Source organism: Bacillus sp. YBsi01, from assembly GCF_038406745.1.
Taxonomy (GTDB): domain Bacteria; phylum Bacillota; class Bacilli; order Bacillales; family Bacillaceae; genus Bacillus; species Bacillus siamensis.
Genome location: NZ_CP151679.1, coordinates 2,128,841 through 2,152,385, shown reverse-complemented (window position 1 = coordinate 2,152,385; position 23,545 = coordinate 2,128,841). Strand labels below are relative to the sequence as shown.

Genomic DNA, 23,545 nt, shown 5'->3' with positions numbered 1-23,545 from the left:
GAGCTTTTATACTAAGTAAAAGAAAAAAAGTTGGAGGCCGATATGAATTCATTCCGTTTTACCAAGATGCACGGTCTTGGAAACAGTTATATATATGTTAATCAATTCGAAGAACAGCTGCCGGAAGAACGGCTGGCTGAGATTGCCGTTAAAGTGTCCAGCATTCATACGGGCATCGGTTCTGACGGCATGATCCTCATCTGTCCGTCAGAAAAAGCGCCCGTCAAAATGCGGATTTTTAATAATGACGGTTCAGAAGGAAAAAATTGCGGCAACGGCCTTCGCTGTGTGGCAAAGTACGCATACGAACATAAGCTGACAGAAGAAACGTCCTTTTTCATTGAGACGCTTTCAGGTCTTGTGAAAGCAGACATTACGGAGGACAACGGGATTGTGCGTGAAGTCGCCGTTGATATGGGCGAACCCCGCCTGACCAAAAAAGAGCTGCCGATGCTCGGCAATGAAGATGAACGGACGATCGATGAGACCTTTGTTTTTGGAGAGACGGAGCTTTCAGGAACTGCCGTATCAATGGGAAACCCCCATATTGTCTTTCCGGTTGAAGATATCCGTCAAGCGCCTCTTACAACGCTCGGCCCCATCATTGAAAAAGACCCGAGGTTCCCGGAAGGCGTCAATGTCGAGTTTGTGGAAACCGTCAGCGCGGATGAACTTCATTTCCGTGTATGGGAACGCGGCTCCGGCATTACACAGGCTTGCGGAACAGGCGCCTGTGCGGCGGCTGTCGCATCCGTATTGAACGGTGTTTCTGAACGGAACCGGGATATCACTGTTCATTTAGCGGGAGGCGACCTTGTGATTAATTGGCAGGACAATGGGCACGTGCTGATGACAGGGCCCGCCGAAACCGTATGCAGCGGCGTCTATTATTTGTAAACAGCTCGTTTGAGAAATACACTTCTCAAGGTTTATAATAGATATTAGTATTCGTTTTTAAAAAAGGAGGTCTACCTATGAGTGTTCCAGTAACCATCACTGAAGCAGCAGCTTTGCATATAAAAGATATGATGAAAGAGCATGAAGAAGAAAACGCGTTCCTCCGTGTGGGCGTTAAAGGCGGCGGCTGCAGCGGCCTGTCTTACGGAATGGGATTTGAGCATGAAAAAGGCGAAAAAGACAGCATGTTTGAACAGCACGGAATCACCGTTTTGGTCGACAGCGACAGCCTCGATATTATGACCGGCACGATCATCGACTTCAAACAGTCCATGATGGGCGGCGGCTTCACCATTGACAACCCGAATGCCATCGCTTCCTGCGGCTGCGGATCTTCTTTCCGCACGGCCAAAAACGCCGGTACGCCGGAAGAGTGCTAGGGCTCAACCTGCCATTCTTAGGACTTTTCGATGGCGCTTGCACCATTGTTAAGAAAGGCGTTTATCTGTTTAATAAAAGCAAAACCCGCTCAACAGAAGCGGGTTTTCTTTTTCAAAGATGTTATTCAATTGTATGTTTCATTGCATTGTACATATTTGCCGTGTGTTCATCGGCTTTATCCCGGGACATGCGCAGCCGTTCCGCTGAAGAACCATATCCGATTTCTAGTTTGCCCTCTTTCAGTCCTTTAAAAATCCCATCAGCGAATTCATCCAGCGGTTCTCCTTGCGTATGCAGCCCTGCTCCGCCTAAATCTGTATTGACTGCCGGAGGCGCAACTTCAATCACTTCTACAGCTGAATCAGAAAGCTGGTGTCTCAGACTCATTGTAAATGAATGAAGCGCCGCTTTCGTTGCTGAATAGATCGGAGCAATGGCAAGCGGTGTAAAAGCCAATCCCGAAGAGACGTTAATGACAGCCGCATCTTCTTTTCCGGCAAAAAACGGAGCGAACAGCATAGACAGGTGGAAGGGAGCTTCAATGTTCGTTGTGATTTCTTTATTGAAATAGTCCCAATTGTCCTTCGCATCCGCATTCAGCACATGAAAACGTTGTTGAATCCCCGCGTTGTTGACTAACACATTCACTTCCGGATAGTTCTCTGTCACCCAATCAAACAGTGATACACGTTCAGATGGAATGCTCAAATCACTGACATAGGTAATAAGATCCGGAAATGTTTCCTTTGCTTTTTGAAGAGCATGTTCACGCCGTCCGGTCACGATGACTTTATTTCCCGCTTTTAAAAATCGTTCTGCAAAAGCCAATCCTATTCCGGCATTTCCGCCTGTAATCAGTATTGTATTTCCCGTCAGTTTCATATGAACTCCTCTTTTCCGATTGTTTTACATTTCTTTGATAACATTTCAGCTGCAATCCAATCAATATATTTTTTGGGATCATCGGGAAACCCGCCAAAACTATTCTTTCCTTGTCATAATATGATGATACGGCTTAAAGTGCGGTTTAAGTCAACAAAAGAACCTTTTCCGATCAAATTCTGGGATCTTTCTTGATGCGATAAAGCGTACCGTATAACATGGGAAAAAGGCAATTAAAAAACGTTTCTGATTAAAACAAAAGGACGGCGATGCATATGCAGGAAGGAAACAGCGTTGATATCAGGCCGCTCAGCCTGAATGATGCAGAGCAGGAACTGATTTTGCAGACGGAAAACCATGTCGAGACAAGAGGATTTTTATACGCTGGAAGGCCGGAAAAAACGAATTGAACAATCACTGAAGAATGCGGAAAATGACACGGAATACAGCTTCGGCATTTTTCTTCAGGATCAGGCCCTGATTGGCACGATCAGCCTTTTTTAGGTGGTTCGGGGCGACAACCAAAGCGCTTTCATCGGTTGCTTTTAGATGGCAAACATAATGGAAAAGGCTATGCGACGAAGGCTGTCAAGCTGGCAGCCGATTATGCATTCAATGAGCTGAACCTGCATCGGATAGAAGCCGGAGTCATGCCGCACAATAAGGCGTCAATCCGGGTGCTCGAAAAAGCCGGCTTTCATAAAGAAGGCATTGCGAGAAAAAATGTAAAAATAAATGGAAAATGGGAAGATCATCAGGTGCTGGCGATCATACATCCGGAGGATACATAACGATATCCTCCTTTTTTGGATCCTGCGTCTCATTACGCAGGTCATTCTCTCAAATATCTCAAATCCATTGTCTAAATCGTACTATTTGCAAATTAAGAAAAAAATAAAGGGTATATAGCATCAAAAACTATGAAAAATATGCTCTTTGTCAACACGTTCTAAAGTCATATTTTTCGAAAGGATATTGATTTTTTGATAGGAATAAACTAAATTGTAAAAGTATAGAATAGTTCATTTATTTTGTAAGAAAAGGATGATAATATGATAGGTCAATTGAGCAATAAAAAAATATTTTTAAGTTCTTTTTTCATCATTTTGATCTGTTCATTACTCTTCCAATTCAGTATTTCAGATAAAGTGCTGCAGTCTTATTACTCTTCTGTCGGAGAAAATACCTACGATATCGGGGAGAAAAGTGTTCGTACGATTGTCATGTTTCTGCAAGGGTTTATGATCTTCACCACTTTTGTGGAAATCCTGATAGGTGGGTTTCTGTTATTCGTTGCCGCTTTTATTCTCGGTACAAAAAAACCGAAAAAAATATATTTGCTTCTATATACGCTGACTTCTTTAATCTCGGCATTTAAAATGTTGATTCTGTCAGTTGTTAACTACTTAACGGCTGATTCCTCACTTATATATTCTGCCGGCGGCACCAAACTGAGTTTACAGCTGCTGGATCCATTTCTGCTTCTGTCAATCGCGGCTCTTTATGCTGCCGCAGGAAAACTTACCGATCTCAGCAAAGGAAAGAGAATTATTTTAACTGGATGTTTTGTTTTATTAAAACTCTTCACTATCTTCTTTAATTATTTTATGGCGGATAAAATTTAGCTCGGGAGAGAGTCAATTAAGCTGAATTTTATTATATATTAAAAACAGAGCAGGGGGATGTTAAGATGAACTTAGTAAAATCTAATAAAAAATCTTTCATTTTGTTTGGCGCGGCTCTTGCTGCAGCGACGTTGGTTTATGCACTTTTATTAACTGGCACTGAATTAAATGTGGCGGCGGCTCATGCATTCTCAGCCAATGCTGAATTAGCTTCGACTCTCGGTATCTCTACAGCAGCAGCTAAAAAAGCAATTGATATCATTGATGCGGCTTCAACAATTGCTTCTATCATTTCTCTCATCGGTATCGTTACAGGCGCAGGCGCGATTTCTTATGCAATCGTTGCAACAGCAAAAACAATGATTAAGAAATACGGCAAAAAATACGCAGCTGCTTGGTAAAATCGATCAATAAATAATTGCTCTTTTTGTACAAGCTGCAAAAAGAGCCTCTCTCCCAAATACATATGTAAGGATTGAAAGTATGATAGTCAGACAAATTACAGCTCTTATCAAATATAATACCCTGTCGTCGTTCCGCAAAAAAAAGGAAGATTGGGGAATTCCTCAACTCAACGGCAAACTGCTTTCTGCCATTATTATTTCTCTGTTATGTGTTTATCTTATTTTACTGGGATGCGGCGTTGTATTCGGGACAAAACTGATTCAGCTTCCTATCAGCGCGTGGGGGCAATTTGTTTTAATCACAGTTTCATTGGAGCAGCTTTTTTGGGCTGCCGGCTTCTTTAAAGAACATCAAAATGCTTTTCTGCTGGATACGCGAAAGGTCATTCATCAATTAAAAAAGGTTCGTTTTTTACAGCTGTTTTCAGTTTTTACCGGCCAGGCGATCAAAAAAACCATTTTCGTATGGTATCTTTTTGTTTTTCCGGTCTTTTTGTTTTTAACCGGCGCAGGCATGGCTGGATCTGCAGCGGTCATCATATTTTTCCTGGGCTTCGTTTATTTTCTTCTCAATTTATTTTTATCTATGCTGTTTTCTTACGTTGTTTATCTTCTTACGAATATGTGGAGCAAATGGTTTTACTTGAAAATCATGAAGGGCATTTTATTCAGCGTCAGCCTGCTGGTGCCGCTGGCAGTGGGGTATGCCGTTTATCTTCTCGTGTTTGGGGAGTATACGGTAAAGGACATTTCCGGATTTACGGAGTCGCCGGCTTTCCGGAACATCCTCATGAATACACCGTATGTATGGCTGGTATTCCGCTCAGATTCCGTGCTCGTTTTCGCAGCAGTATTTGCAGCCGCCGTCCTTTTTACGGCTGGACTGTTTAAGCTGTGGGCGGCTACCCTGAAGAAAATGGATCTTATTCCTTATATGTTTTTGACAAACGCGGCTTTTGCACCAAAGCTTAAATTATATAGGAATAACAAAATATTTCATGCCGTTTTTCAAAAGGATCTTCTGTTTTTAACGAGAATTGACGGGTTTTTTATCAGGAATTTCGGCAGTATGCTTTATTTGTTCATGCTGTTTTTAGGTTTTTGTGTTCCGCTGCTTTCTCATCATTTTACCGGGTATTCGGCAGCCGCCATCGTATCCGCGGCGGTTATCATTGCGAACTTTTCGTATCAGCTTGTCGGGGACGCGCTCAAAACCGTATTATCCGTTGACGGAGAAATAAAAAATCAGCATCTGTTTCACCGGAATATCAAACATGCGTGGCAGCTCGTGTTTCCGAAAGTATGTATTTATAATCTTGCGGCTCTTATCTATTCATTCATCATGACCATTTTGATTACGGTGTTTTTTCCGTCCTCCGCTGCGCTGACGGTCTACCTGTTTATTGTATTTTTATGTTCGGGTTTTTTATACAGTCTTGTCCAGATTTCAAGCACCGCCTTGTACCCTAAAAAAAACTGGGAGCACCTGTACGAAATCGGAGAAGCCGGGAAAGCAAAGACGTACAACAACTTATACGGTTCTTTGATTTTCATTGTGTCGCTTCAAATTGCTGCGATCACGTCATATTTTATTTATAAAAAGCCGGAACTTGAAACGCTGCTTATTCATTCTGCATCAGGTATATTTGTCCTGTTCACACTATTAAACTATGGAGTCATGTTTCTGTTTCTTCGCAGAATTAATATGGCGGAAAGGTTTGCGAACAATGATTAAATTAGTGAATATACAAAAAAACTATAGTGAAAAACAGGTGTTAAAGGATATTTCCTTTGAGGTGAAAAAAGGCTCAATCTACGCTTTGCTCGGGACCAATGGAGTCGGGAAAACAACGACTTTGAAAATCATTTCGGGCCTGCTTAAACCGACGTCAGGCTGCGTCGTGATTGACGGTAAAGAAATAGATTCAGAAGAGGGGGGGCAAATATCGGCTGATATCGGTTTTGTGCCCGACCATGCTTTTTTATATGATTACTTAACGGGAGTCGAATACTTGCGTTTTACAGCGGAGATGTTTCAAGTGCCGTCTCAGCGGACAAATGATTATATAAAGAATATGTTAGAGACGCTGAAGCTTTCACAAGACGGAAATCAGCTGATTAAAACCTATTCACACGGAATGAAACAAAAACTATCAATCGCTGCCGCGCTCATTCATCAGCCTAAGATCTTAATCCTTGACGAGCCGCTGACGGGCATTGATTTAATCAGCGGCAAAACGATACGGACGTTATTGAAGGAGTACGTCAAACAGGGGAATACGGTCCTGTTATCGACTCACCTGCTGGAACTGGCGCATTCGTTGTGCGATACGATCGGTATTATCCATGACGGCGTTTTTGCGGCGGAGTATCAGTCATCCGAGCATTCATTAGAAGAAATCGAAGAAATGGCTGAGCGTATCTATACATGATGAACCGCATTTTGCCGGCAATCAGAACGTCCGCCATTCCGTTAACCGCGTCATTGCTGTTTTTTTCAGGCGGTGCAATCGCTGCGGTTTTTACCGATCACTTTGTATCATCAGCGTCTTATAATGGCTCGTCAGGCGCAGTTGAATTGTTAAAGAATAATGCAATCGCTTGTCTGTTTTTAGCGGCAGGTTTTTTTACTTTTGGGTTGACCTCAATCTTTTATTTATTCACCAACGGGTTTATTTTAAGCGGCTCTATTATCGAAAATCTGCATAGCGGGGTTCCTTTTTATCAGATTTTTTTACTGCTAATTCCTCATGGTATATTTGAAGTTCCTGCGTTATTATTGAGTGGCGCCATTGGTTTTAAAGGCGTTGATTTGGTCATCAGGCTGTGTTTTTCTAAGGAAAAAAAGATAATGGCTTCAATGTTCAGGCATATCGGAATATTGGTGCTGCTTATTATTTGTCTGCTGATCGCCGCTGCCATTATTGAAGCTTACATCACACCAATTTTTAAGTAAAAGGGGCAGAAATCATATGAGAAGTAAATTATCATTAATCGGTGTGCCGATTGTTATGATTATCGGTTATATCATTTCTTTATCCTTTGAGTGGCTGTTTCCTGTTCTTACTTTTGGAGTGGCAGGACTGTATCTCTTTATATTTGCTCCGGTGCAAAATAAATTCATCCGTTACATCTTTTTGTTTATTTTTGTGATTAATCTGTTGGCCAGTGCGGCTCTTTATTTTGGTATTTAATAAAAAAATGACATTCATGTTGAATGTCATTTTTTTTATTTTCGAGCGGCTCTGCTGTGGGTTAAAATCTGTCGCCGTTGAAAATTGAGTTTTTTACGATTACGTAGTCGACATTGCGGATGGCTTCGAGTTTATTGCCTCCGGCGTAAGAAATGGAAGACTGCAGATCCTGCTCCATTTCAATCAGCGTATCCTGCAGAGATCCTTTATGCTCAACATGCATTTTTTTGCCCTCGACGTTTTTCTTTTCGCCTTTTTGAAATTCGGAAGCGGAGCCGAAATATTCTTTGTACAGCTTGCCGTCGATTTCGATTGTTTGCCCCGGTGATTCTTCGTGGCCAGCGAATAATGATCCGATCATGACCATAGACGCGCCGAAACGGATGGACTTCGCAATATCGCCGTGCGTGCGGATGCCGCCGTCAGCAATGATCGGTTTGCTTGCCGCTTTTGCACACCAGCGAAGCGCGGCTAATTGCCATCCGCCGGTTCCGAAGCCGGTTTTAATTTTTGTGATGCATACTTTCCCGGGCCCGATCCCCACTTTTGTCGCGTCAGCGCCCGCGCGTTCCAGTTCCCGTACAGCTTCAGGCGTCCCGACATTCCCTGCAATGACAAAGCTTTCCGGCACATGTTCTTTAATAAATTGAATCATGCTGATCACGGCATTGGAATGGCCGTGCGCGATATCAATGGTAATATAATCCGGTACAAGCTCCTGTGCTTTCAGCTCGCGGATGAATTCATAATCGTTGTCTTTCACGCCGACGCTGATCGAGGAAATCAGTCCGCGTGCTTTCATATCCTGGACAAAGGCCAGGCGTTTTTCCGGCTCGAAGCGGTGCATGATATAAAAATACCCGTTTTCCGCGAGCCAGGCCGCGATGTTTTCATCTATAATCGTCTGCATGTTGGCCGGTACGACCGGAAGTTTAAATGTGTGTCCGCCCAATGTAACTGATGTATCACATTCAGATCGGCTGTTTACAACGCATTTTGCAGGAATCAGCTGAATATCTTCGTAATCAAATACATTTTCCATAAATAACACCCCTAAAAGCGAATGATAAAATTATAATTAAATTAAAATGTTCGTCTTTTTATAATGTACTTTGTTTTGTCAGGAATGTCAAATGATTTCATGCTGCCTCATACGCCGTCAGCTTGTCATCCTTTTGCAGTTTGGTTATCATAGTAGTATTGGGTGTTGTAAGACATTTGTTACGATAGATAGATTTGCAAAGAAGGGAGGGGCCGGTGTGGAACAAAAACAGCCCGGGCACAGCCCGAAAGCCCAGAAAATTCAGGACCGGATTATTTTAGGCACGATTTGGGTCGTGTCGGCGCTTGTGATTGCGCTCGTTGTCGGAACCGTCATGAATTATATGTGGATCTTTAAATAAAAAAGAGTCTGTGCCGGCAGGACACAGACTCTTTTTTTATTATTTTTCAAACATGCTTGTAGAATGCAGAGGCTGGACGCGCGCTTTCGGGTCCATGTAAGCCTTCGCGTTGTTCACGGCTGTCGGAGCTTCGCCGAAACCGCTCGCGATCAGCTTGACTTTGCCTTCATATGTGCAGATATCTCCGGCGGCAAAGAAGCCTTCGATATTGGTTTCCATCGTGCTTTTGACGACGATGGAGTTTTTCTCGATTTCAAGGCCCCAGTTTTTAATCGGGCCGAGAGAAGAAACAAAGCCGTAGTTTACGATCAGGTCATCAATTTCAATGATTTCTTTGCGGTCGCCTTTCACTTCTTCAAGAACGAGCTGTTCGATCCGGTCTTCACCGACAAGTTCAGCCGGAACAAACGGTGTCAGCACGTTGACTTTAGAATTGTGCAGGTTTTCGACACTGTGCTCATGCGCGCGGAATTTATCACGGCGGTGGATGATGCTGACTTCTTTGGCGATTGGCTCAAGCATGAGCGCCCAGTCAACAGCGGAATCGCCGCCGCCCAGAACGGCAACGCGTCTGCCTGCGAATTGATTGAGGTCGTCAATGAAGTAGTGCAGGTTTTTGCCTTCATATTGCTCCGCTGATTCCAGCTCAAGCTTTCTCGGCTTAAATGCGCCGTTTCCCGCGGTGATAATGACCGTTTTTGAATAATGCGTTTCTGAATTCGTGACAAGCTTAAACACACCGTCAGCCTGTTTTTCAACAGATTCAACGGCCTGCTCTAAGCAGATGGTCTGATCGAACTTTGCCATTTGCTCTTTTAAGTTGTTCACAAGTTCTTGGGCGCGGATTTTCGGGAATCCGGCTACATCATAAATATATTTTTCAGGGTACAGCGCGCTGAGCTGGCCGCCAAGCTGAGGCAGGCTCTCGATGATTTTGACGCTCGCCTGTCTCATTCCCCCGTAAAAAGCGGTAAACAGGCCGACCGGGCCGCCGCCGATGACCGTAATATCATAAACCTTTGAATCCTCTTGCATACCAAATTGCCTCCTAATTGAAAATTGTTATTAATTATAACATAGAATTTGAAAGGATGACGAGTGCCGAAAACCGCCCGGCCGCTTCATTATTGAAAAAAATTGCGCCTGCCGCTAATATGGGGACAAATTCCAATCCGTTTTTTCCTGAATGTTTTCCGATGCTTCCGGATAGTATGGTGATATGCAGACATGTGCGGTTTTCTAAAAAATTTATAATTCATTTCATAAAATCCCGCCAATAAGCTGAAGCTAATACAAATGTTGATTTGATTATGCGTCTAACAGCAAAAAAAAGAAGGTGGATGTGATGGCATTGAATAAACCCAAAATCGTGGTTTTAGGTGCAGGTTATGGTGGATTAATGACAGTAACAAGGCTTCCGAAGCATATCGGGGCAAATGACGCCGAAATCACTTTGGTCAATAAACACAATTATCATTATGAAACGACATGGATGCATGAAGCGAGCGCAGGAACGCTCCACCATGACCGCTGCAGATATCAAGTGAAAGATGTAATTAATGATTCACGGGTCAAATTTGTGCAGGATACCGTAAAAGCAATAGATGTGCAAAATAAAAAGGTGACGCTTTCACAAGGGGACATCCCTTATGATTATCTCGTTATCGGGCTGGGTGCCGTCCCTGAAACATTCGGGATTAAAGGCTTAAAAGAGTTCGCCTTTCCGATCGCTAATATTAATACGTCACGTCAGCTGAAAGAGCATATTGAGCTCCAATTTGCGACATACAATACGGAGGCCGAAAAACGCCCCGACCGCTTAACCATCGTCGTCGGCGGAGCGGGCTTTACGGGAATTGAATTTCTCGGCGAACTTGCGAACCGCAAGCCGGAGTTATGCAGAAATTATGATATAGATGAAAGTCTCGTCCGGATCGTCTGCGTCGAAGCCGCTCCGACGGTTCTGCCGGGATTTGACCCGGAGCTTGTCGATTACGCCGTTCAATACCTTGAGAGCAAGGGTGTTGAGTTTAAAATTGGCACGGCGGTTCAAGAATGCCGCGCGGACGGTGTCACAGTCGGCAAGAAGGATGAAGAGCCTGAAGAAATCAAATCGCAGACCGTTGTCTGGGCCGCAGGCGTACGCGGACATCCGATCGTGGAGGAAGCGGGTTTTGAAAATATGCGCGGCCGCGTCAAAGTCAATCCCGATCTTCGGGCGCCCGGCCATGATAACGTTTTTATTCTCGGCGACAGCTCGCTCTTTATTAATGAAGAGACGGAACGGCCGTACCCGCCGACTGCTCAGATCGCGATGCAGCAAGGAGAAACCGTGGCCAAAAACCTGGGCCGTCTGATTAAAGGAGGCCAGCTTGAAGAGTTCAAGCCGGACATTAAAGGAACCGTCGCCTCCCTCGGTGAGCATAACGCGGTCGGTGTCGTATACGGCAGGAAGCTCAAAGGCACGCCGGCGTCCTTTATGAAAAAGGTCATTGACAACCGTTCGTTATTTATGATCGGCGGACTCGGCCTGACACTGAAAAAAGGGAAGTTTAAATTCTTCTGAAAAACCCGCAGGAGCGGGTTTTTTCTTCTTTCAAAAAAGAGCGTTATATAAAGCATGTAAGAGAAAAAAACGAATGTTTCCGCTTACATGAAATGATTCGTTACATATTCTGACTTGGTGCTTGACAAGTAAATATGATATATTATCAGAAAATTAAGAAAAAGGGTGATCCGCATGAAAACGACAGCGTGTCCGTTCTGCTCAGGTAAAGGGTATTTTCAATTGCTTCTTGGCGGCTCCGAGACATGTCCCTCCTGCCAGGGAAGCGGCAAAGAGAGACGCTGAATTTTCCAGACGTTGACTTTTTTACCGCCCCCGAGGTACACTGAAAGTGCTGTAGGGGGTGGATGTTTGTGATTAGTTTGCCGGTGGTCCTGATCTCAATCGTACTATTTTTCGTACTGTTTTTCGGCATTGGCTTTCTGTTGAACATGCTGCTGAGAATGTCGTGGATTATGGCTGTTGTCTATCCGATTGTATGCCTTTTCATTATCAGTAATAAAAAGATGATCAGTTACGTGCAGGCGCCGGGGGAATCATTTCAAAGCCTGTTTCAGCGGATCGTGTCATTAGCGGCTGCGGATGTCGTGATTTTGGCAGGCGGACTGGCGGGAGCGATCATGTCAGGCATTGCCATAAAGGCGCTGAGAAAAAGAGGATATCAAATGTTTTAAGCCGCTTTCTTATTCAAAGAAAGCTTTTTTTGTGCCTCGGCGCTTTTTGTATAGCACCTCACCGGGTTGGGAACACTGACTCGGAGGAGAGTGATTTCAGATTGACGATAATCAGACGCGTATTCATGATTGCGCTTTTTTTGGGCGCATGCCATGCGACATACTTTTCCATAACGGGTGTTGAAGCAAAGGATCTGACAAATTGGATGACGGAACATCGAGGCGCCGTTATGAAAAACATCGGCACTCCGTTTCAATCCTTACAGAATCAGCCGGAAAAGCAGGCATCAGGCAAGGTAAAACCGCTGGAAGAAGCTTTTGACTGGGAACGCTATCCGTCAAAAAAGGTGACGGCCACCGGTTATACCGCAGGAGCGGAATCTACGGGGAAATCTCCGGGCCATCCGCAGTATGGAATTACATATTCAGGCGTGAAGGTCAAACGCGATTTATATTCAACTGTGGCGGCCGATCCGTCTGTTTTCCCGATCGGGACGATTCTGTTTATACCGAATTACGGATACGGGGTTGTCGCCGATACCGGCTCGAAAATTAAAGGCAGCCGTCTGGATCTCTACTTTGACACCGTAAAGGACGTCTATAACAACTGGGGCAAAAAAACACTTGATGTCTACATTGTCAAAAAAGGGAACGGCAAAGTGACCGAGGACGAACTTGTAAAGCTGAACGAAACAAAGTCACTTCAAGTCTTCAGAAATCAATACAAAACGGTAAAAGAATAAAAACGCTTCAGCATCCGCTGAAGCGTTTTTTACATAAAGAAATAATTTAAAATCAGTGTCAGTACAATGCCGGTGACGCCGCCGAAGAACACTTCGATCGGCTGATGGCCGAGCAGTTCTTTCAGTTTCTTCTGTTTTTCTTTCTCTTCCGCTTTCTGAAAGTCCTTCGCTTCGCTGACAAACCGATTAAAGTCGATGACCAGTTTATTAATGACCGTCGCCTGTTCACCCGCATGCCGCCTGACACCGGTAGCGTCAAACATCGTAATGACGGCGAAAATCGCGGCGACTGCAAACAGAGGCGAGTCCAGTCCCTGTTCCAAAGCGACTCCGGTTGACAGCGCGGTGACGGCGGCGGAATGGGAGCTCGGCATGCCGCCGGTGCTCGTCACAAGAGACCAGTCAAGTTTTTTGGATACGATAAATTGAATAGGCACTTTTACAACTTGGGCAAAAATAATGGCAGCAAAACTCGCCAGTAAAGGAAAATTCATAAATACATCCATATGCGACATCCTTTCTGTATCTGCGAAAGTCCGATCATATCGAAAAACTGCAGAAAACGCCCTTAGTTTGGTAAAATAAAATCAATGGAAAAATGTTTTTTCATTATACCACTTTACATAACAAATACCCACATAAGGAGTGTGTACTCATGTTTTATGCATCTGATCAATTGCGGCATCCTGAAACCCTTGTCATCGGTCTTTTTCAAAAAAGCATGCTGAGCGGATTTACGAAGGAATTGGATGATAAACTGGACGGACATTTGACACAGCTGTTAAAGGACGGTGATGTGTCTGCCAAACGCAATCGTGTATCAAAAGTATACCCTCCGGCTGCGACGGGTATGAAACGTATTTACTTTATCGGCTTGGGAAGGGAAGCGGATTATTCGTTTGAAGATGCGAAAGAATGCTTCGCACGCGTGTTTCAGCAGATTCACCAAGATAAAAAACAAGAAGTATCTGTTCTGCTTGATACGTTCGTCTCCGGTGAAGTGCCTGCCGCCGATGCCGCTCATGCGCTTTCGGAAAGCTGTCTGCTTGCGGTTTATGAGGTGCAGGATTATAAACATAAATCGAATGAGCCGGATCAGGAACTGACTTCCGTCTGCGCCGTGACCGAAGAAGACTTGAGGGAAGTGCAGGCCGGCCTGAACGTCGGCGCGGCATACGGCCAAGGGACGAATTCAGCCCGCACGCTTGTGAACATGCCGGGAAATATGCTGACGGCCACCGATTTGGCGTCATATGCCGCTGAGCTTGCGGCAAAATATGATTTTGAGTGTGAAATTTTAGAAAAAGAAGAAATGGAAGAGCTCGGAATGGGCGGGCTGCTAGCCGTTAACAAAGGCTCATCCGAACCGCCGAAAATGATCGTTCTGAAGTATCAGGGCAAAGATCATTGGAAAGATGTAATCGGCCTGGTCGGAAAAGGAATTACCTTTGATACCGGCGGATATTCAATTAAGCCGAAAACCGGCATCGTCGGCATGAAAAGCGATATGGGAGGGGCCGCTTCGGTATTGGGCGCAATGGAAATTATCGGCGAACTGCGGCCTGAACAAAACGTGCTAGCCGTCATTCCGTCTACGGACAACATGATCTCGTCTGATGCCATGAAGCCGGATGACGTCATCGTCTCGCTCAGCGGAAAAACCATTGAGATTCTGAACACCGATGCGGAAGGCCGCCTCGTGCTTGCCGACGGCATCACATATGCCAAGCAGCACGGAGCTTCTGTCCTCGTAGACGTCGCAACGTTAACGGGCGGTGTCATTGTCGCCTTAGGAAACGAAATGACGGGCGCCATGACCAATCACGCCGGGTTTTATAAGCAGGTGGCAGAATCGGCGAAGGAATCCGGAGAGCCGATCTGGCAGCTTCCGATTACAGAAAAAGATAAAAAACGCGTGAGAAACAGTCAGATGGCTGATTTGAACAATTCTCCGGGAAGAGAAGGCCACGCGATTATGGCGGGCACATTCATTGGTGAATTCGCGGAAAACACCCCGTGGGTTCATCTCGACATTGCGGGAACCGCGACGGCGAATAAAGCGACATGCTTCGGCCCTGCCGGCGCAACAGGCGTCATGGCAAGGACGCTGGCCGTTTTGACTGAGCGGTTTACGCCTGAAAGATAACAGCACCCGCTGCCTTGATGCAGCGGGTTTTTTGATTTCCAAAATCTTTAGTTGACTAAAGCGCGGAATGTATGTTAACTTTAATTATCTACTACATTAGCAAACTAAAGGATTTTTGGAGGGACTCATCAATGAATGCTGTTGTTGTCGCAGTATTGCTTATGCTCGTCTTAAGCCTGCTGCGTGTTAATATAATTATAGCTTTAATGATCGGGGCGCTTGCCGGCGGACTGACAGGCGGCTTAGGCCTCGGAGAGACGGTGAAGGCTTTTACTGACGGTCTCGGCGGAAATGCCACCGTCGCGGTCAGCTACGCGCTGCTCGGAGCATTTGCCGCAGCGCTGACAAAGACGGGGCTTCCCGATGCAATGGTCGAAGCGTCTGTCAAACTAATCGGTAAAAAGGAAGATTCGCGGAAAAAAGCACTGTCTAAAGTGTTGATCGTACTGATTATTTTAATCATATCCTGTTTCTCGCAAAACGTGGTGCCCGTTCACATTGCGTTTATTCCGGTATTAATTCCGCCGCTTTTAAAAATATTTAACGAACTTGAAATGGACCGCAGGCTGGTCGCGTGTGTGATGACATTCGGACTGACTGCGCCGTACATCGTTCTGCCTGTCGGTTTCGGACAGATTTTCCAGGGGATGCTGAGAGATAATATGGCTTCAGCCGGTTTAAAGGTGCCGCTCAGTGATATCCCGTATGCTTTAATCATCCCGACGGCGGGGATGGTAGTCGGTTTAATTTTATCCGTCATCGTCTTCCGCAAACCGAAGAAATATGAGACGAAGGAGATTGCCGGATTATCGTCTTCTCCTTATACGAAAAAAAGCATTGCCATCGCCCTGTTCTCCATTGCCGTGTCGCTTGCCGTTCAGCTCTACCTGTCACAGGTGCTCGGAGTGGAAGGCATGATCATGGGCGCGCTCGCCGGCTTGTTTACGCTGTTTATCAGCGGAGTCATGAAGCGCAATGAAGCGGATAAGCTGATCACAGACGGCATGATTCTGATGGCTTTTATCGGTTTTGTCATGCTTGTTGCGGCCGGTTTTTCAAATGTATTGAACAAAACGGGCGATGTGGCTTCCTTGGTCAAAGCATCAACAGGCTTGATCGGCCACAGCCAATCGTTAGGCGCGCTCCTGATGCTGATCGTCGGTTTATTAATCACGATGGGAATCGGATCGTCATTTGCAACCGTACCGGTCATTACGACTATATTTGTTCCGCTGTGCGCTCAGCTCGGATTCAGCCCGATGGCGACGATCGCGATAATCGGAGCGGCCGCCGCGGTCGGTGATGCGGGTTCTCCTGCAAGTGACAGTACGCTCGGACCGACGTCAGGCCTCAGCGCCGACGGACAGCACCACCACATTTGGGATACGTGCGTCCCGACATTTATTTTCTATAACATTCCGCTTGTCATATTCGGCTGGATTGCCGCAGTTGTCCTGTAAAAAAAGGCTCCCGGAAAGGGGAGCCTTTTTGAATGCTGAAAAAACTTACGCCGGATTTCGATTGAAGCCCGTCGCTTTATGAATGGACCTGTAAATGGCAGGCGCGATAGATGCCAATAACAGTGCTAAAATGATATCTTTTATGAAAAACCAAATCATATAAAACCAGGCCATTCCGTAGCTGATCGGGGCATGAAGCCATAATTTCAGCGCAATATACGTATAGGTCGTGCCAATGAGATAAATGACCGCGGTACCGATCAAAGAGGCCCATGCATAATGCAGACGGCCGGGTTCTTTTGTCTTTTCCAGCAGCCAGCCTGCTGCAAATGCCGCCGGGATGTAAGCGAGAATAAATCCCCCGCTCTTTCCGATAAACGGCGCAAAGCCTGCTGAGAATTGGGCGAAGATGGGAGCCCCCGCGAGTCCGGCCAATGCGTATACCGTCATTGCAATGGCGGCCCGTCTTGCGCCGAGAAGCATCGCGGCTAACAGGCAAAAGAAAGGCTGCAGCGAGAGCGGAATTCCCGCAACTTGCAAAAAGGGAGCCATTGATGTAATGTTGGCGCCGATGGCCATCAGTGCGGCAAACATGCCGATAAGCGCCATATCGCCCGCGCGAAGGTTGCGTTGTTTCATTTGTTTTTCCCCCTTACACTTGTACCTGATTAGCGTAATCGAAGGATAATTAATTGTCAACACGAATTTTATATAGGTTTACTAAATGGAGGGAGCCCTATGTTTTTCGGGAAAACGAAACAAACAGGACAGTCGGATCGGATTCCGCCAAACCAAAATGTCACAACGAAGTTTCCCGTGCTTCACGCCGGAAATGTTCCTTATTATGAAGATATGTCAAAATGGAACCTGCAGGTGTACGGGCTTGTCGACCGTCCTATGCTGTTAAGCTTTGAAGATATTAAAGCCTTTCCGAAAGCCGAATTGAAAAATGATATTCATTGCGTTACGGGCTGGTCCCGTCTTGATAACGTCTGGCAGGGCATACGCGCGAAAGACATCGCTGAGAAAGCGGGTGTGCACAAAGAAGCCGGTTTCGTCATTTTGCACGCTGAAGAGGGCTGGACGGCCAATCTGCCGCTTTCTGATTTTACGCGGGAGACATCCCTGCTTGCATATGCGCATAACGGCGAGCCGTTAACGCCCGAGCACGGCTATCCGCTCAGAGGCGTTTTCCCCCATCTTTATTTTTGGAAAAGCGCCAAATGGCTGCGCGGCATTCAGTTCACAAAGGAAAACCACCCCGGCTTTTGGGAGAAAAACGGCTACCATATGAGGGGAGATCCATGGAAAAATCAGCGCTTTACATGGGATTAAACACATATCATCATATAGTTCTTAGGTACCTTATTGAAATAAGGTGCTTTTTTTATATCCAAAATCCATTGACTTTGTTTGGCAAAAAACCTATTATTTGAGGTGTCTTTTGATATTGAAAATCATTATCAATAAGCGGAGCGAATGTCATAGAGGGGATGAACTCATAATGGACGGAAAACAAACAAAGCGGGGTTTCGCGCAGGCCGGACGATACGCGATTCCGGGTACAGAAGTAAGAGAAATGCGTTCAAAAGGAGGCCGTACGTATCGTATCTTTGTCTCTTTTCCTCAGGAAGAACCGCCTCCATCCGGCTTTCCCGTCATCTATCTGCTTGATGCGAATTCCGTGTTCGGTACAATGGCCGAAGCTTTGCGGGTGCAAAGCCGCCGGCCGGAAAAAACAGGCGTTGTCCCGGCGGTGATTGTCGGAATCGGCTACCCGACTGATCAGCCGTTTTCCGCCGAACGCCACAGTGATTTTACGATGCCGCTCTCTGAATCAGAACTGCCGGTGCATCCGCGCGGCGCGGCGTGGCCTGAACAGGGAGGAGCGGAAGCGTTTCTGGCATTTATAGAAGAAGCAGTAAAGCCCGCGGTGGAGCGGGATTATCCGATCGACAGAGACAGGCAGACGATTTTCGGCCATTCGCTGGGCGGTCTTTTTGTGCTGCAAGTGCTTTTGACGAGACCGGACATGTTCCAGACCTATGTTGCCGGGAGTCCGTCAATTCACTGGAACAAACGTTTCATTCAGGAAGAAGCGGAGCGTTTGTCAGACCTGCTCTCTGAGGACAATCTTCAAGTCAGCGTACTGCTGGCAGCGGGAGAAATTGAAAAGACACATAAAAGCAGAATTCCGCAGCACGCAGAGGCGCTGTATTCTGTACTATCCGAGTTTGAAGGTGGCGGAGTCCGCGCTGAATACCGCGAGTTTGAAGGAGAGGGCCATATCTCTGTCCTGCCCGTTTTAATCAGCAGGGCCCTGCGTTTCTGCCTGAATCCGGGAGGGCCGCATACCCCGTATTCTCCTGCCTGAGAAAAAACAGGCCCTTAGAACTAAATACGGCTGATTCTAATTTTCTAATTGACGGAGTGTTTTGATTTGGATATGATTGTCTTGAATCATAATTGATAATGATAATCATTATCAATATAGGAAGGGAATGATAATATGGACGCATTGGGAATGAGAGGGAAAACGGCGGTTGTCACCGGCGCCGCTCAAGGCATCGGAGAAGCAACAGCGCTCGCCCTTGCTGAACAAGGCGTAAATGTGGCTGCTATAGATAAGAACGAAGGCCTGCTTCGGGGGCTTACTGACAGACTCAGGGAAAAAGGCGTGCAGGCACAGGCTTTCGCAGCAGATGTATCAGACAGTGCGGCTGTCAATGATATCATCGCCGCCGTTGAACACGACATGGGTCCTATTGAAATATTGGCGAACGTTGCGGGCGTGCTGCGGCCAGGGCCGGTGCATTCCCTCAGTGATGAAGAGTGGGATCAAACATTTTCAGTTAATACGACCGGTGTATTTCATGTGTCACGGGCTGTCAGCCGATACATGATGGAGCGGAAAAAAGGCGCCATCGTAACGGTCGGTTCAAATGCAGCCGGAGTTCCGCGTGCTTCCATGGCGGCTTATGCGGCGTCGAAAGCGGCAGCCGTCATGTTTACGAAATGCCTCGGGCTGGAGCTTGCGGCCTATCATATCCGCTGCAACATCGTATCTCCCGGCTCAACGGAAACCGACATGCAGCGTGCGCTGTGGCGGGATGAAAACGGAGCACAGGACGTTATCAGAGGTTCGCTTGATACATATAAAACGGGAATTCCGCTTCAAAAGCTGGCAAAGCCTTCTGATATTGCAAATGCCGTTTTGTTTCTGGCCTCTGAACAGGCAAGCCATATCACGATGCATGATTTATGCGTGGACGGCGGCGCTACTTTAGGCATTTGATGTAACGAGAAGGAGGGACAATCATGACAAATCAACATTTATTGACGGAAGTGTCTGCAAAAGAGGTGCTGGACGCTTACAAGCCCGGAGCGTTCTTTTTAGCTTCCCCGAAAAGTACGCTCCTTGCAGAAGGTGTGTTTGCAAAAGTGCCGGATGCAGACGCGGAGAATCAGCTGGACTCACTGCCTGAACGTGTGAGACAGACGCTTCTTGAGGCAAAGCAAGCCGGCATCAAACATCCGATTGCGGCCGGCGCCATTCCGTTTGACGGCAGAAAAGCTTCGCGGCTTTTTGTACCGAAAGCCGTCCTTACGGCAGGTCCGCTTTCGTTTACGGATGCTTCCGCAGAAAAACCCCAAGCGAATACATATGACATCCGGCCCGTTCCTGACCCTGAGGACTTTATGAGCGGTGTGGAACAAGGCGTTTTAAACATTACGGACGGTCCGCTCAGCAAGATTGTACTGTCAAGGACGCTGCATCTGACCGCTGAAAGAGATATCGATATTCCCCAGGCCGTCAAGCATTTGGCGCAGCACAACCCGCGCGGCTATACATTCGCTGCAGATGTGACGGGAACGTCAGAAACAAGAAAAACGCTTTTCGGCGCGAGTCCTGAACTGCTTCTGTCGAAAAACGGAACATCCATTTTGTCCAATCCGCTGGCAGGTTCCAGACCGCGAAGCACAGATCCCGAAGAGGATCAGAGAAGAGCGGAGGAACTCCTGCAATCAGCTAAAGACCTGCATGAACATGCCGTAGTCGTTGCCGCAGTTGCCGCCGCACTTAAACCATTCTGCCGTGTGCTTGATGTGCCGGAAAAACCGTCACTCATTAAAACTGAGGCGATGTGGCACTTGTCCACCGAGGTGAAGGGAGAGCTTAGTGATCCCTCAACTACATCGCTTGAGCTGGCCATCGCTCTTCATCCGACGCCGGCTGTATGCGGAACGCCGACGGATGCGGCGAGAGAAGCGATTCAAAATATTGAGCCGTTTGACCGCAATTTCTACACGGGAATGGCGGGCTGGTGTGATGCTGAAGGTGACGGAGAATGGATTATCGCACTTCGCTGCGCCGAAGCGGAAACAAGGTCTCTCCGGCTCTTTGCGGGTGCCGGGATTGTCGCCGGATCAAAGCCGCAGGACGAATTGGACGAGACATCTGCGAAATTCCGCACCATGCTCCGGGCGATGGGGCTTTATCAAGATGAGATGTAAAAAAGGAGGAAACAGATCGTGCTGACTGGATTTACGCCATGGCCGGAAGAATGGGCTGACAAATACCGCAAAGACGGCTGCTGGAAGGGTGAAACTTTCGGAGGGATGCTGAAAGAGCGCGCGGCTTTATACGGAGATCAAACTGCCGTGACGTGTAAAGGTGTACATTGGACCTACAAAGAATTGGATGAAAGGGCCGACCGTTTGGCGGCGGGACTGCACAAGCTCGGAATTCAAAAGGAAGACCGCGTTGTCGTTCAGCTGCCGAATATCGCTGAGTTTTTTGAAGTGATTTTTGCGCTGTTCCGGCTCGGGGCGCTGCCCGTCTTCGCGCTGCCTTCTCACAGAAGCAGTGAGATTACGTATTTCTGCGAGTTTGCGGAGGCGAAAGCATACATCATTCCTGATACGCATTCAGGCTTTGATTACAGAGCGCTTGCCAGACAGGTGAAAGACAAACTTCCGGCTTTGGCGCATGTCATTGTGGCCGGCGACGCTGAGGAATTTCAGGAACTGAGCAGCCTGCATAGAGAGCCCGTCCAGCTGGAAGACGTCAGCCCGTCGGAAGTCGCCTTTTTACAGCTTTCAGGAGGCAGTACGGGGCTGTCCAAGCTGATTCCGAGGACACACGATGATTACATATACAGTCTGCGCCTCAGTGCGGAAATATGCGGCTTGGATCATCACAGCGTTTATTTAGCCGCTTTGCCGACAGCGCATAATTATCCGCTCAGCTCACCCGGTGTGCTGGGAACTTTATATGCCGGGGGCCGGGTTGTTCTGTCACCCGCGCCGAGTCCGGATGACTGCTTCCCGTTAATTGAAAAAGAGCGTGTCACGATTACAGCGCTCGTCCCGCCGCTTGCAATGGTGTGGATGGAAGCATCCGCTTCGCGGCGTGATGATTTATCAAGCCTTCAAGTGCTTCAGGTTGGAGGCGCCAAATTCAGCGCGGAAGCGGCCCGCCGTGTGAAAAGCGCTTTCGGATGCACTCTTCAGCAGGTTTTCGGAATGGCGGAAGGATTAGTGAATTATACGAGACTGGATGATCCCGAGGAGGTCATTGTCAATACGCAAGGCAGACCGATGTCACCATTTGATGAGGTGCGGGTTTTAGATGATGACGGACGGGACGTGGCTCCCGGGGAAACCGGACATTTGTTTACACGCGGCCCTTACACGATCCGCGGATATTATAAAGCGCCTGAACATAATAAAAGAGCATTCACAGACGACGGCTTTTATCAGACCGGCGATCTCGTCAAACTGACGGCGGACGGTTATATCGTCGTTGAAGGCCGCGCGAAAGATCAAATCAACCGGGGCGGCGAAAAGATTGCCGCTGAAGAGGTGGAAAATCACCTTCTGGCCCATCCTGCCGTTCATGATGCGGCCATGGTTTCAATGCCGGATGATTTTCTCGGAGAGCGGTCCTGTGTGTTCGTCATTCCGAAAGGAGAAGCGCCGAAACCGGAAGAGCTGAAAGCGTTTTTACGGGAGCGCGGGCTGGCGGCATATAAAATTCCCGACCGGGTTGAATTTATCGCTTCTTTCCCAAAAACCGGCGTCGGCAAGGTCAGCAAAAAGGACCTTCGCGAAACGATCGCCCAAAAATTGAAGCCTGCTGAAATCAAACAATCATAAAAAAAGGAAGTGTTTATATTGGCTATACCGGCTATTCCCGCATATGCGCTGCCGACAGCGTCAGATATGCCTGAAAATAAAGTATCGTGGACGCTGAACCCGAAACGTGCGGTGCTTTTAATCCATGACATGCAGAATTATTTCGTCGATGCTTTTGAGAAAGGGAAGGCTCCGATCACGGAGGCGGCTCAGAATATCAAGAAAATAAAAGAGCAATGCAAAGCGCTCGGCATTCCGGTGGTGTACACCGCGCAGCCGGGCAGCCAAGACCCGGCAGACCGCGCCCTGCTGACGGATTTTTGGGGGCCGGGACTTAAAAGCGGTCCTTATGAAGAAAAGGTCATTCCGGAGCTTGCCCCCGAAGATCATGACATTGTCCTCACAAAGTGGAGATACAGCGCGTTTAAACGGACGAATCTCCTTGATATCATGCGTGAAAAGGGCAGAGATCAGCTCATTATTACGGGAATTTACGCACACATCGGCTGCCTCGTCACAGCCTGTGAAGCTTTTATGGATGATATTCAAAGCTTCTTTATCGGAGACGCCGTAGCTGACTTTTCTTCAGAAAAACATAAGATGGCCATCGAATATGCGTCCCAGCGCTGCGCTTACACAGCTTTGACAAACGAAGTGCTGGAAGTGCTGGGCGGCTCGCCGGTTTCTGACGGAAAAGAGAAGACTCCCGCCGCATTGACAAAAGAACGGGTTCGGGAGCAAATTGCGGCGATTCTTCAAGAATCCCCGTCCGATATTCCGGATCAGGAAGACCTGCTGGACAGAGGCCTTGACTCCGTCAGAATCATGAGCCTTGTCGAACAATGGCGCCGTGACGGAGCTGAAGTGACGTTTGTGGAACTGGCGGAGAATCCGACGCTTGAAGAGTGGTGGAGACTGCTTTCTTCCCGATCTCAAAAAGTCTTGCCGAATGCAGATTATTTATAAGGGAGA

Annotated in this window: 26 protein-coding genes and 1 pseudogene; 22 read left to right on the top strand and 5 right to left on the bottom strand. The window is 47.1% G+C overall.

Annotated elements, in window-relative coordinates; genetic code table 11:
• Positions 1-42 precede the first annotated feature (42 nt).
• Complete coding sequence (dapF, locus tag AADZ70_RS10720; protein ID WP_342007017.1) at positions 43-897, top strand: diaminopimelate epimerase; 855 nt, start codon at positions 43-45, stop codon at positions 895-897.
• A 77-nt stretch (positions 898-974) separates the two neighbouring features.
• Positions 975-1,337 carry an iron-sulfur cluster assembly accessory protein gene (locus AADZ70_RS10715; protein WP_016938072.1) on the top strand — a complete coding sequence of 121 codons (363 nt, stop codon included), beginning with the start codon at positions 975-977 and terminating at the stop codon, positions 1,335-1,337.
• Between the two features lie 121 nt (positions 1,338-1,458).
• Here AADZ70_RS10715 and AADZ70_RS10710 read toward each other — a convergent pair whose 3' ends face one another.
• Positions 1,459-2,220 (bottom strand): SDR family NAD(P)-dependent oxidoreductase, encoded by a 762-nt coding sequence (locus tag AADZ70_RS10710; RefSeq protein ID WP_342007016.1) that lies wholly within the window; start codon positions 2,218-2,220, stop codon positions 1,459-1,461.
• 275 nt (positions 2,221-2,495) lie between these two features.
• On the opposite strand from AADZ70_RS10710, the pseudogene AADZ70_RS10705 reads away from it, so the two are divergent.
• The 7 genes and pseudogenes from AADZ70_RS10705 (at position 2,496) to AADZ70_RS10675 (ending at position 7,443) form a co-directional block, all read left to right on the top strand.
• Positions 2,496-3,011 (top strand): annotated as a pseudogene (locus AADZ70_RS10705) (GNAT family protein).
• 261 nt (positions 3,012-3,272) lie between these two features.
• Positions 3,273-3,845, top strand: a complete 573-nt coding sequence (locus AADZ70_RS10700; protein WP_016938075.1) for a hypothetical protein — start codon at positions 3,273-3,275, stop codon at positions 3,843-3,845.
• 65 nt (positions 3,846-3,910) lie between these two features.
• Positions 3,911-4,246: an uberolysin/carnocyclin family circular bacteriocin gene (locus AADZ70_RS10695; RefSeq protein ID WP_003151973.1), complete on the top strand. Its 336-nt coding sequence runs from the start codon at positions 3,911-3,913 to the stop codon at positions 4,244-4,246.
• Positions 4,247-4,328: 82 nt separating this feature from the next.
• Entirely contained in the window at positions 4,329-5,984 is a 1,656-nt protein-coding gene (locus AADZ70_RS10690) for a hypothetical protein (protein WP_342007015.1), read from the top strand.
• On the top strand, positions 5,977-6,681 hold the full coding sequence (locus tag AADZ70_RS10685; RefSeq protein ID WP_016938077.1) for an ABC transporter ATP-binding protein: 705 nt from the start codon (positions 5,977-5,979) through the stop codon (positions 6,679-6,681). Before AADZ70_RS10690 ends, AADZ70_RS10685 begins: the two co-directional genes overlap by 8 nt.
• Positions 6,678-7,205 carry a stage II sporulation protein M gene (locus tag AADZ70_RS10680; RefSeq protein WP_047476947.1) on the top strand — a complete coding sequence of 176 codons (528 nt, stop codon included), beginning with the start codon at positions 6,678-6,680 and terminating at the stop codon, positions 7,203-7,205. Before AADZ70_RS10685 ends, AADZ70_RS10680 begins: the two co-directional genes overlap by 4 nt.
• A 16-nt stretch (positions 7,206-7,221) precedes the next feature.
• Entirely contained in the window at positions 7,222-7,443 is a 222-nt protein-coding gene (locus AADZ70_RS10675; RefSeq protein WP_003151978.1) for a DUF5970 family protein, read from the top strand.
• 61 nt (positions 7,444-7,504) lie between these two features.
• Here AADZ70_RS10675 and guaC read toward each other — a convergent pair whose 3' ends face one another.
• Positions 7,505-8,485 (bottom strand): GMP reductase, encoded by a 981-nt coding sequence (guaC, locus tag AADZ70_RS10670; protein WP_016938079.1) that lies wholly within the window; start codon positions 8,483-8,485, stop codon positions 7,505-7,507.
• 217 nt (positions 8,486-8,702) lie between these two features.
• Here guaC and AADZ70_RS10665 point away from each other — a divergent pair, with 217 nt between their 5' ends.
• Positions 8,703-8,846, top strand: a complete 144-nt coding sequence (locus AADZ70_RS10665) for a hypothetical protein (protein ID WP_016938080.1) — start codon at positions 8,703-8,705, stop codon at positions 8,844-8,846.
• 39 nt (positions 8,847-8,885) lie between these two features.
• Here the strand turns inward: AADZ70_RS10665 and yumC are convergent, their stop codons facing one another.
• Positions 8,886-9,881: a ferredoxin--NADP reductase 2 gene (gene yumC / locus AADZ70_RS10660; RefSeq protein ID WP_007613496.1), complete on the bottom strand. Its 996-nt coding sequence runs from the start codon at positions 9,879-9,881 to the stop codon at positions 8,886-8,888.
• A 310-nt stretch (positions 9,882-10,191) separates the two neighbouring features.
• Here yumC and AADZ70_RS10655 point away from each other — a divergent pair, with 310 nt between their 5' ends.
• The 4 genes from AADZ70_RS10655 (at position 10,192) to AADZ70_RS10640 (ending at position 12,829) form a co-directional block, all read left to right on the top strand.
• Positions 10,192-11,412: an NAD(P)/FAD-dependent oxidoreductase gene (locus AADZ70_RS10655; RefSeq protein WP_047476951.1), complete on the top strand. Its 1,221-nt coding sequence runs from the start codon at positions 10,192-10,194 to the stop codon at positions 11,410-11,412.
• A gap of 174 nt (positions 11,413-11,586) precedes the next feature.
• Positions 11,587-11,697 carry a YuiA family protein gene (locus tag AADZ70_RS10650; RefSeq protein ID WP_342007014.1) on the top strand — a complete coding sequence of 37 codons (111 nt, stop codon included), beginning with the start codon at positions 11,587-11,589 and terminating at the stop codon, positions 11,695-11,697.
• Positions 11,698-11,765: 68 nt separating this feature from the next.
• Positions 11,766-12,086, top strand: coding sequence for a YuiB family protein (locus tag AADZ70_RS10645; RefSeq protein ID WP_099744239.1), 321 nt, complete (start codon positions 11,766-11,768; stop codon positions 12,084-12,086).
• A 101-nt stretch (positions 12,087-12,187) separates the two neighbouring features.
• Complete coding sequence (locus AADZ70_RS10640) at positions 12,188-12,829, top strand: 3D domain-containing protein (RefSeq protein WP_047476953.1); 642 nt, start codon at positions 12,188-12,190, stop codon at positions 12,827-12,829.
• A 29-nt stretch (positions 12,830-12,858) separates the two neighbouring features.
• Here the strand turns inward: AADZ70_RS10640 and AADZ70_RS10635 are convergent, their stop codons facing one another.
• Positions 12,859-13,335, bottom strand: coding sequence for a divergent PAP2 family protein (locus tag AADZ70_RS10635; protein WP_016938086.1), 477 nt, complete (start codon positions 13,333-13,335; stop codon positions 12,859-12,861).
• Positions 13,336-13,484: 149 nt separating this feature from the next.
• Between AADZ70_RS10635 and AADZ70_RS10630 the strand changes: the two genes are divergently transcribed.
• Together AADZ70_RS10630 and AADZ70_RS10625 are read left to right on the top strand one after the other, a co-directional pair.
• The gene (locus AADZ70_RS10630) at positions 13,485-14,975 is read left to right on the top strand and encodes a leucyl aminopeptidase (protein ID WP_342007013.1); all 1,491 of its coding nucleotides are present in this window, start codon (positions 13,485-13,487) and stop codon (positions 14,973-14,975) included.
• Positions 14,976-15,106: 131 nt separating this feature from the next.
• Positions 15,107-16,435, top strand: coding sequence for a Na+/H+ antiporter NhaC family protein (locus AADZ70_RS10625; RefSeq protein WP_047476956.1), 1,329 nt, complete (start codon positions 15,107-15,109; stop codon positions 16,433-16,435).
• Between the two features lie 45 nt (positions 16,436-16,480).
• Here AADZ70_RS10625 and AADZ70_RS10620 read toward each other — a convergent pair whose 3' ends face one another.
• Entirely contained in the window at positions 16,481-17,074 is a 594-nt protein-coding gene (locus AADZ70_RS10620) for a biotin transporter BioY (RefSeq protein WP_099744203.1), read from the bottom strand.
• 99 nt (positions 17,075-17,173) lie between these two features.
• Here AADZ70_RS10620 and AADZ70_RS10615 point away from each other — a divergent pair, with 99 nt between their 5' ends.
• The 6 genes from AADZ70_RS10615 to AADZ70_RS10590 all read left to right on the top strand — a co-directional run bounded on the left by AADZ70_RS10615 (position 17,174) and on the right by AADZ70_RS10590 (position 23,539).
• A complete protein-coding gene (locus AADZ70_RS10615; protein ID WP_049627283.1) occupies positions 17,174-17,770 on the top strand; it encodes a sulfite oxidase-like oxidoreductase in 597 nt (198 codons plus the stop codon).
• 169 nt (positions 17,771-17,939) lie between these two features.
• Positions 17,940-18,809, top strand: coding sequence for an alpha/beta hydrolase (locus AADZ70_RS10610; RefSeq protein ID WP_342007012.1), 870 nt, complete (start codon positions 17,940-17,942; stop codon positions 18,807-18,809).
• A 135-nt stretch (positions 18,810-18,944) separates the two neighbouring features.
• Entirely contained in the window at positions 18,945-19,730 is a 786-nt protein-coding gene (locus tag AADZ70_RS10605) for a 2,3-dihydro-2,3-dihydroxybenzoate dehydrogenase (RefSeq protein ID WP_016938092.1), read from the top strand.
• Between the two features lie 23 nt (positions 19,731-19,753).
• The gene (gene dhbC, locus AADZ70_RS10600; protein WP_342007011.1) at positions 19,754-20,950 is read left to right on the top strand and encodes an isochorismate synthase DhbC; all 1,197 of its coding nucleotides are present in this window, start codon (positions 19,754-19,756) and stop codon (positions 20,948-20,950) included.
• An 18-nt stretch (positions 20,951-20,968) separates the two neighbouring features.
• Positions 20,969-22,594 (top strand): (2,3-dihydroxybenzoyl)adenylate synthase, encoded by a 1,626-nt coding sequence (locus AADZ70_RS10595; protein WP_342007010.1) that lies wholly within the window; start codon positions 20,969-20,971, stop codon positions 22,592-22,594.
• A gap of 18 nt (positions 22,595-22,612) precedes the next feature.
• Entirely contained in the window at positions 22,613-23,539 is a 927-nt protein-coding gene (locus AADZ70_RS10590; RefSeq protein ID WP_045925861.1) for an isochorismatase, read from the top strand.
• Positions 23,540-23,545: the final 6 nt, after the last annotated feature.

What these genes read in the sequence shown, in the direction of transcription:
- AADZ70_RS10715 (WP_016938072.1), top strand. Translation starts at nt 975, where the DNA reads ATGAGTGTTCCAGTAACCATCACTGAAGCAGCAGCTTTGCATATAAAA.
- AADZ70_RS10690 (WP_342007015.1), top strand. Translation starts at nt 4,329, where the DNA reads ATGATAGTCAGACAAATTACAGCTCTTATCAAATATAATACCCTGTCG.
- AADZ70_RS10635 (WP_016938086.1), bottom strand. Translation starts at nt 13,335, where the DNA reads ATGGATGTATTTATGAATTTTCCTTTACTGGCGAGTTTTGCTGCCATT.
- AADZ70_RS10700 (WP_016938075.1), top strand. Translation starts at nt 3,273, where the DNA reads ATGATAGGTCAATTGAGCAATAAAAAAATATTTTTAAGTTCTTTTTTC.
- AADZ70_RS10610 (WP_342007012.1), top strand. Translation starts at nt 17,940, where the DNA reads ATGGACGGAAAACAAACAAAGCGGGGTTTCGCGCAGGCCGGACGATAC.
- AADZ70_RS10620 (WP_099744203.1), bottom strand. Translation starts at nt 17,074, where the DNA reads ATGAAACAACGCAACCTTCGCGCGGGCGATATGGCGCTTATCGGCATG.
- dapF (WP_342007017.1), top strand. Translation starts at nt 43, where the DNA reads ATGAATTCATTCCGTTTTACCAAGATGCACGGTCTTGGAAACAGTTAT.
- AADZ70_RS10625 (WP_047476956.1), top strand. Translation starts at nt 15,107, where the DNA reads ATGAATGCTGTTGTTGTCGCAGTATTGCTTATGCTCGTCTTAAGCCTG.
- AADZ70_RS10615 (WP_049627283.1), top strand. Translation starts at nt 17,174, where the DNA reads ATGTTTTTCGGGAAAACGAAACAAACAGGACAGTCGGATCGGATTCCG.
- AADZ70_RS10685 (WP_016938077.1), top strand. Translation starts at nt 5,977, where the DNA reads ATGATTAAATTAGTGAATATACAAAAAAACTATAGTGAAAAACAGGTG.
- AADZ70_RS10680 (WP_047476947.1), top strand. Translation starts at nt 6,678, where the DNA reads ATGATGAACCGCATTTTGCCGGCAATCAGAACGTCCGCCATTCCGTTA.
- AADZ70_RS10710 (WP_342007016.1), bottom strand. Translation starts at nt 2,220, where the DNA reads ATGAAACTGACGGGAAATACAATACTGATTACAGGCGGAAATGCCGGA.
- dhbC (WP_342007011.1), top strand. Translation starts at nt 19,754, where the DNA reads ATGACAAATCAACATTTATTGACGGAAGTGTCTGCAAAAGAGGTGCTG.
- AADZ70_RS10675 (WP_003151978.1), top strand. Translation starts at nt 7,222, where the DNA reads ATGAGAAGTAAATTATCATTAATCGGTGTGCCGATTGTTATGATTATC.
- AADZ70_RS10650 (WP_342007014.1), top strand. Translation starts at nt 11,587, where the DNA reads ATGAAAACGACAGCGTGTCCGTTCTGCTCAGGTAAAGGGTATTTTCAA.
- AADZ70_RS10630 (WP_342007013.1), top strand. Translation starts at nt 13,485, where the DNA reads ATGTTTTATGCATCTGATCAATTGCGGCATCCTGAAACCCTTGTCATC.
- AADZ70_RS10605 (WP_016938092.1), top strand. Translation starts at nt 18,945, where the DNA reads ATGGACGCATTGGGAATGAGAGGGAAAACGGCGGTTGTCACCGGCGCC.
- AADZ70_RS10655 (WP_047476951.1), top strand. Translation starts at nt 10,192, where the DNA reads ATGGCATTGAATAAACCCAAAATCGTGGTTTTAGGTGCAGGTTATGGT.
- guaC (WP_016938079.1), bottom strand. Translation starts at nt 8,485, where the DNA reads ATGGAAAATGTATTTGATTACGAAGATATTCAGCTGATTCCTGCAAAA.
- AADZ70_RS10695 (WP_003151973.1), top strand. Translation starts at nt 3,911, where the DNA reads ATGAACTTAGTAAAATCTAATAAAAAATCTTTCATTTTGTTTGGCGCG.
- yumC (WP_007613496.1), bottom strand. Translation starts at nt 9,881, where the DNA reads ATGCAAGAGGATTCAAAGGTTTATGATATTACGGTCATCGGCGGCGGC.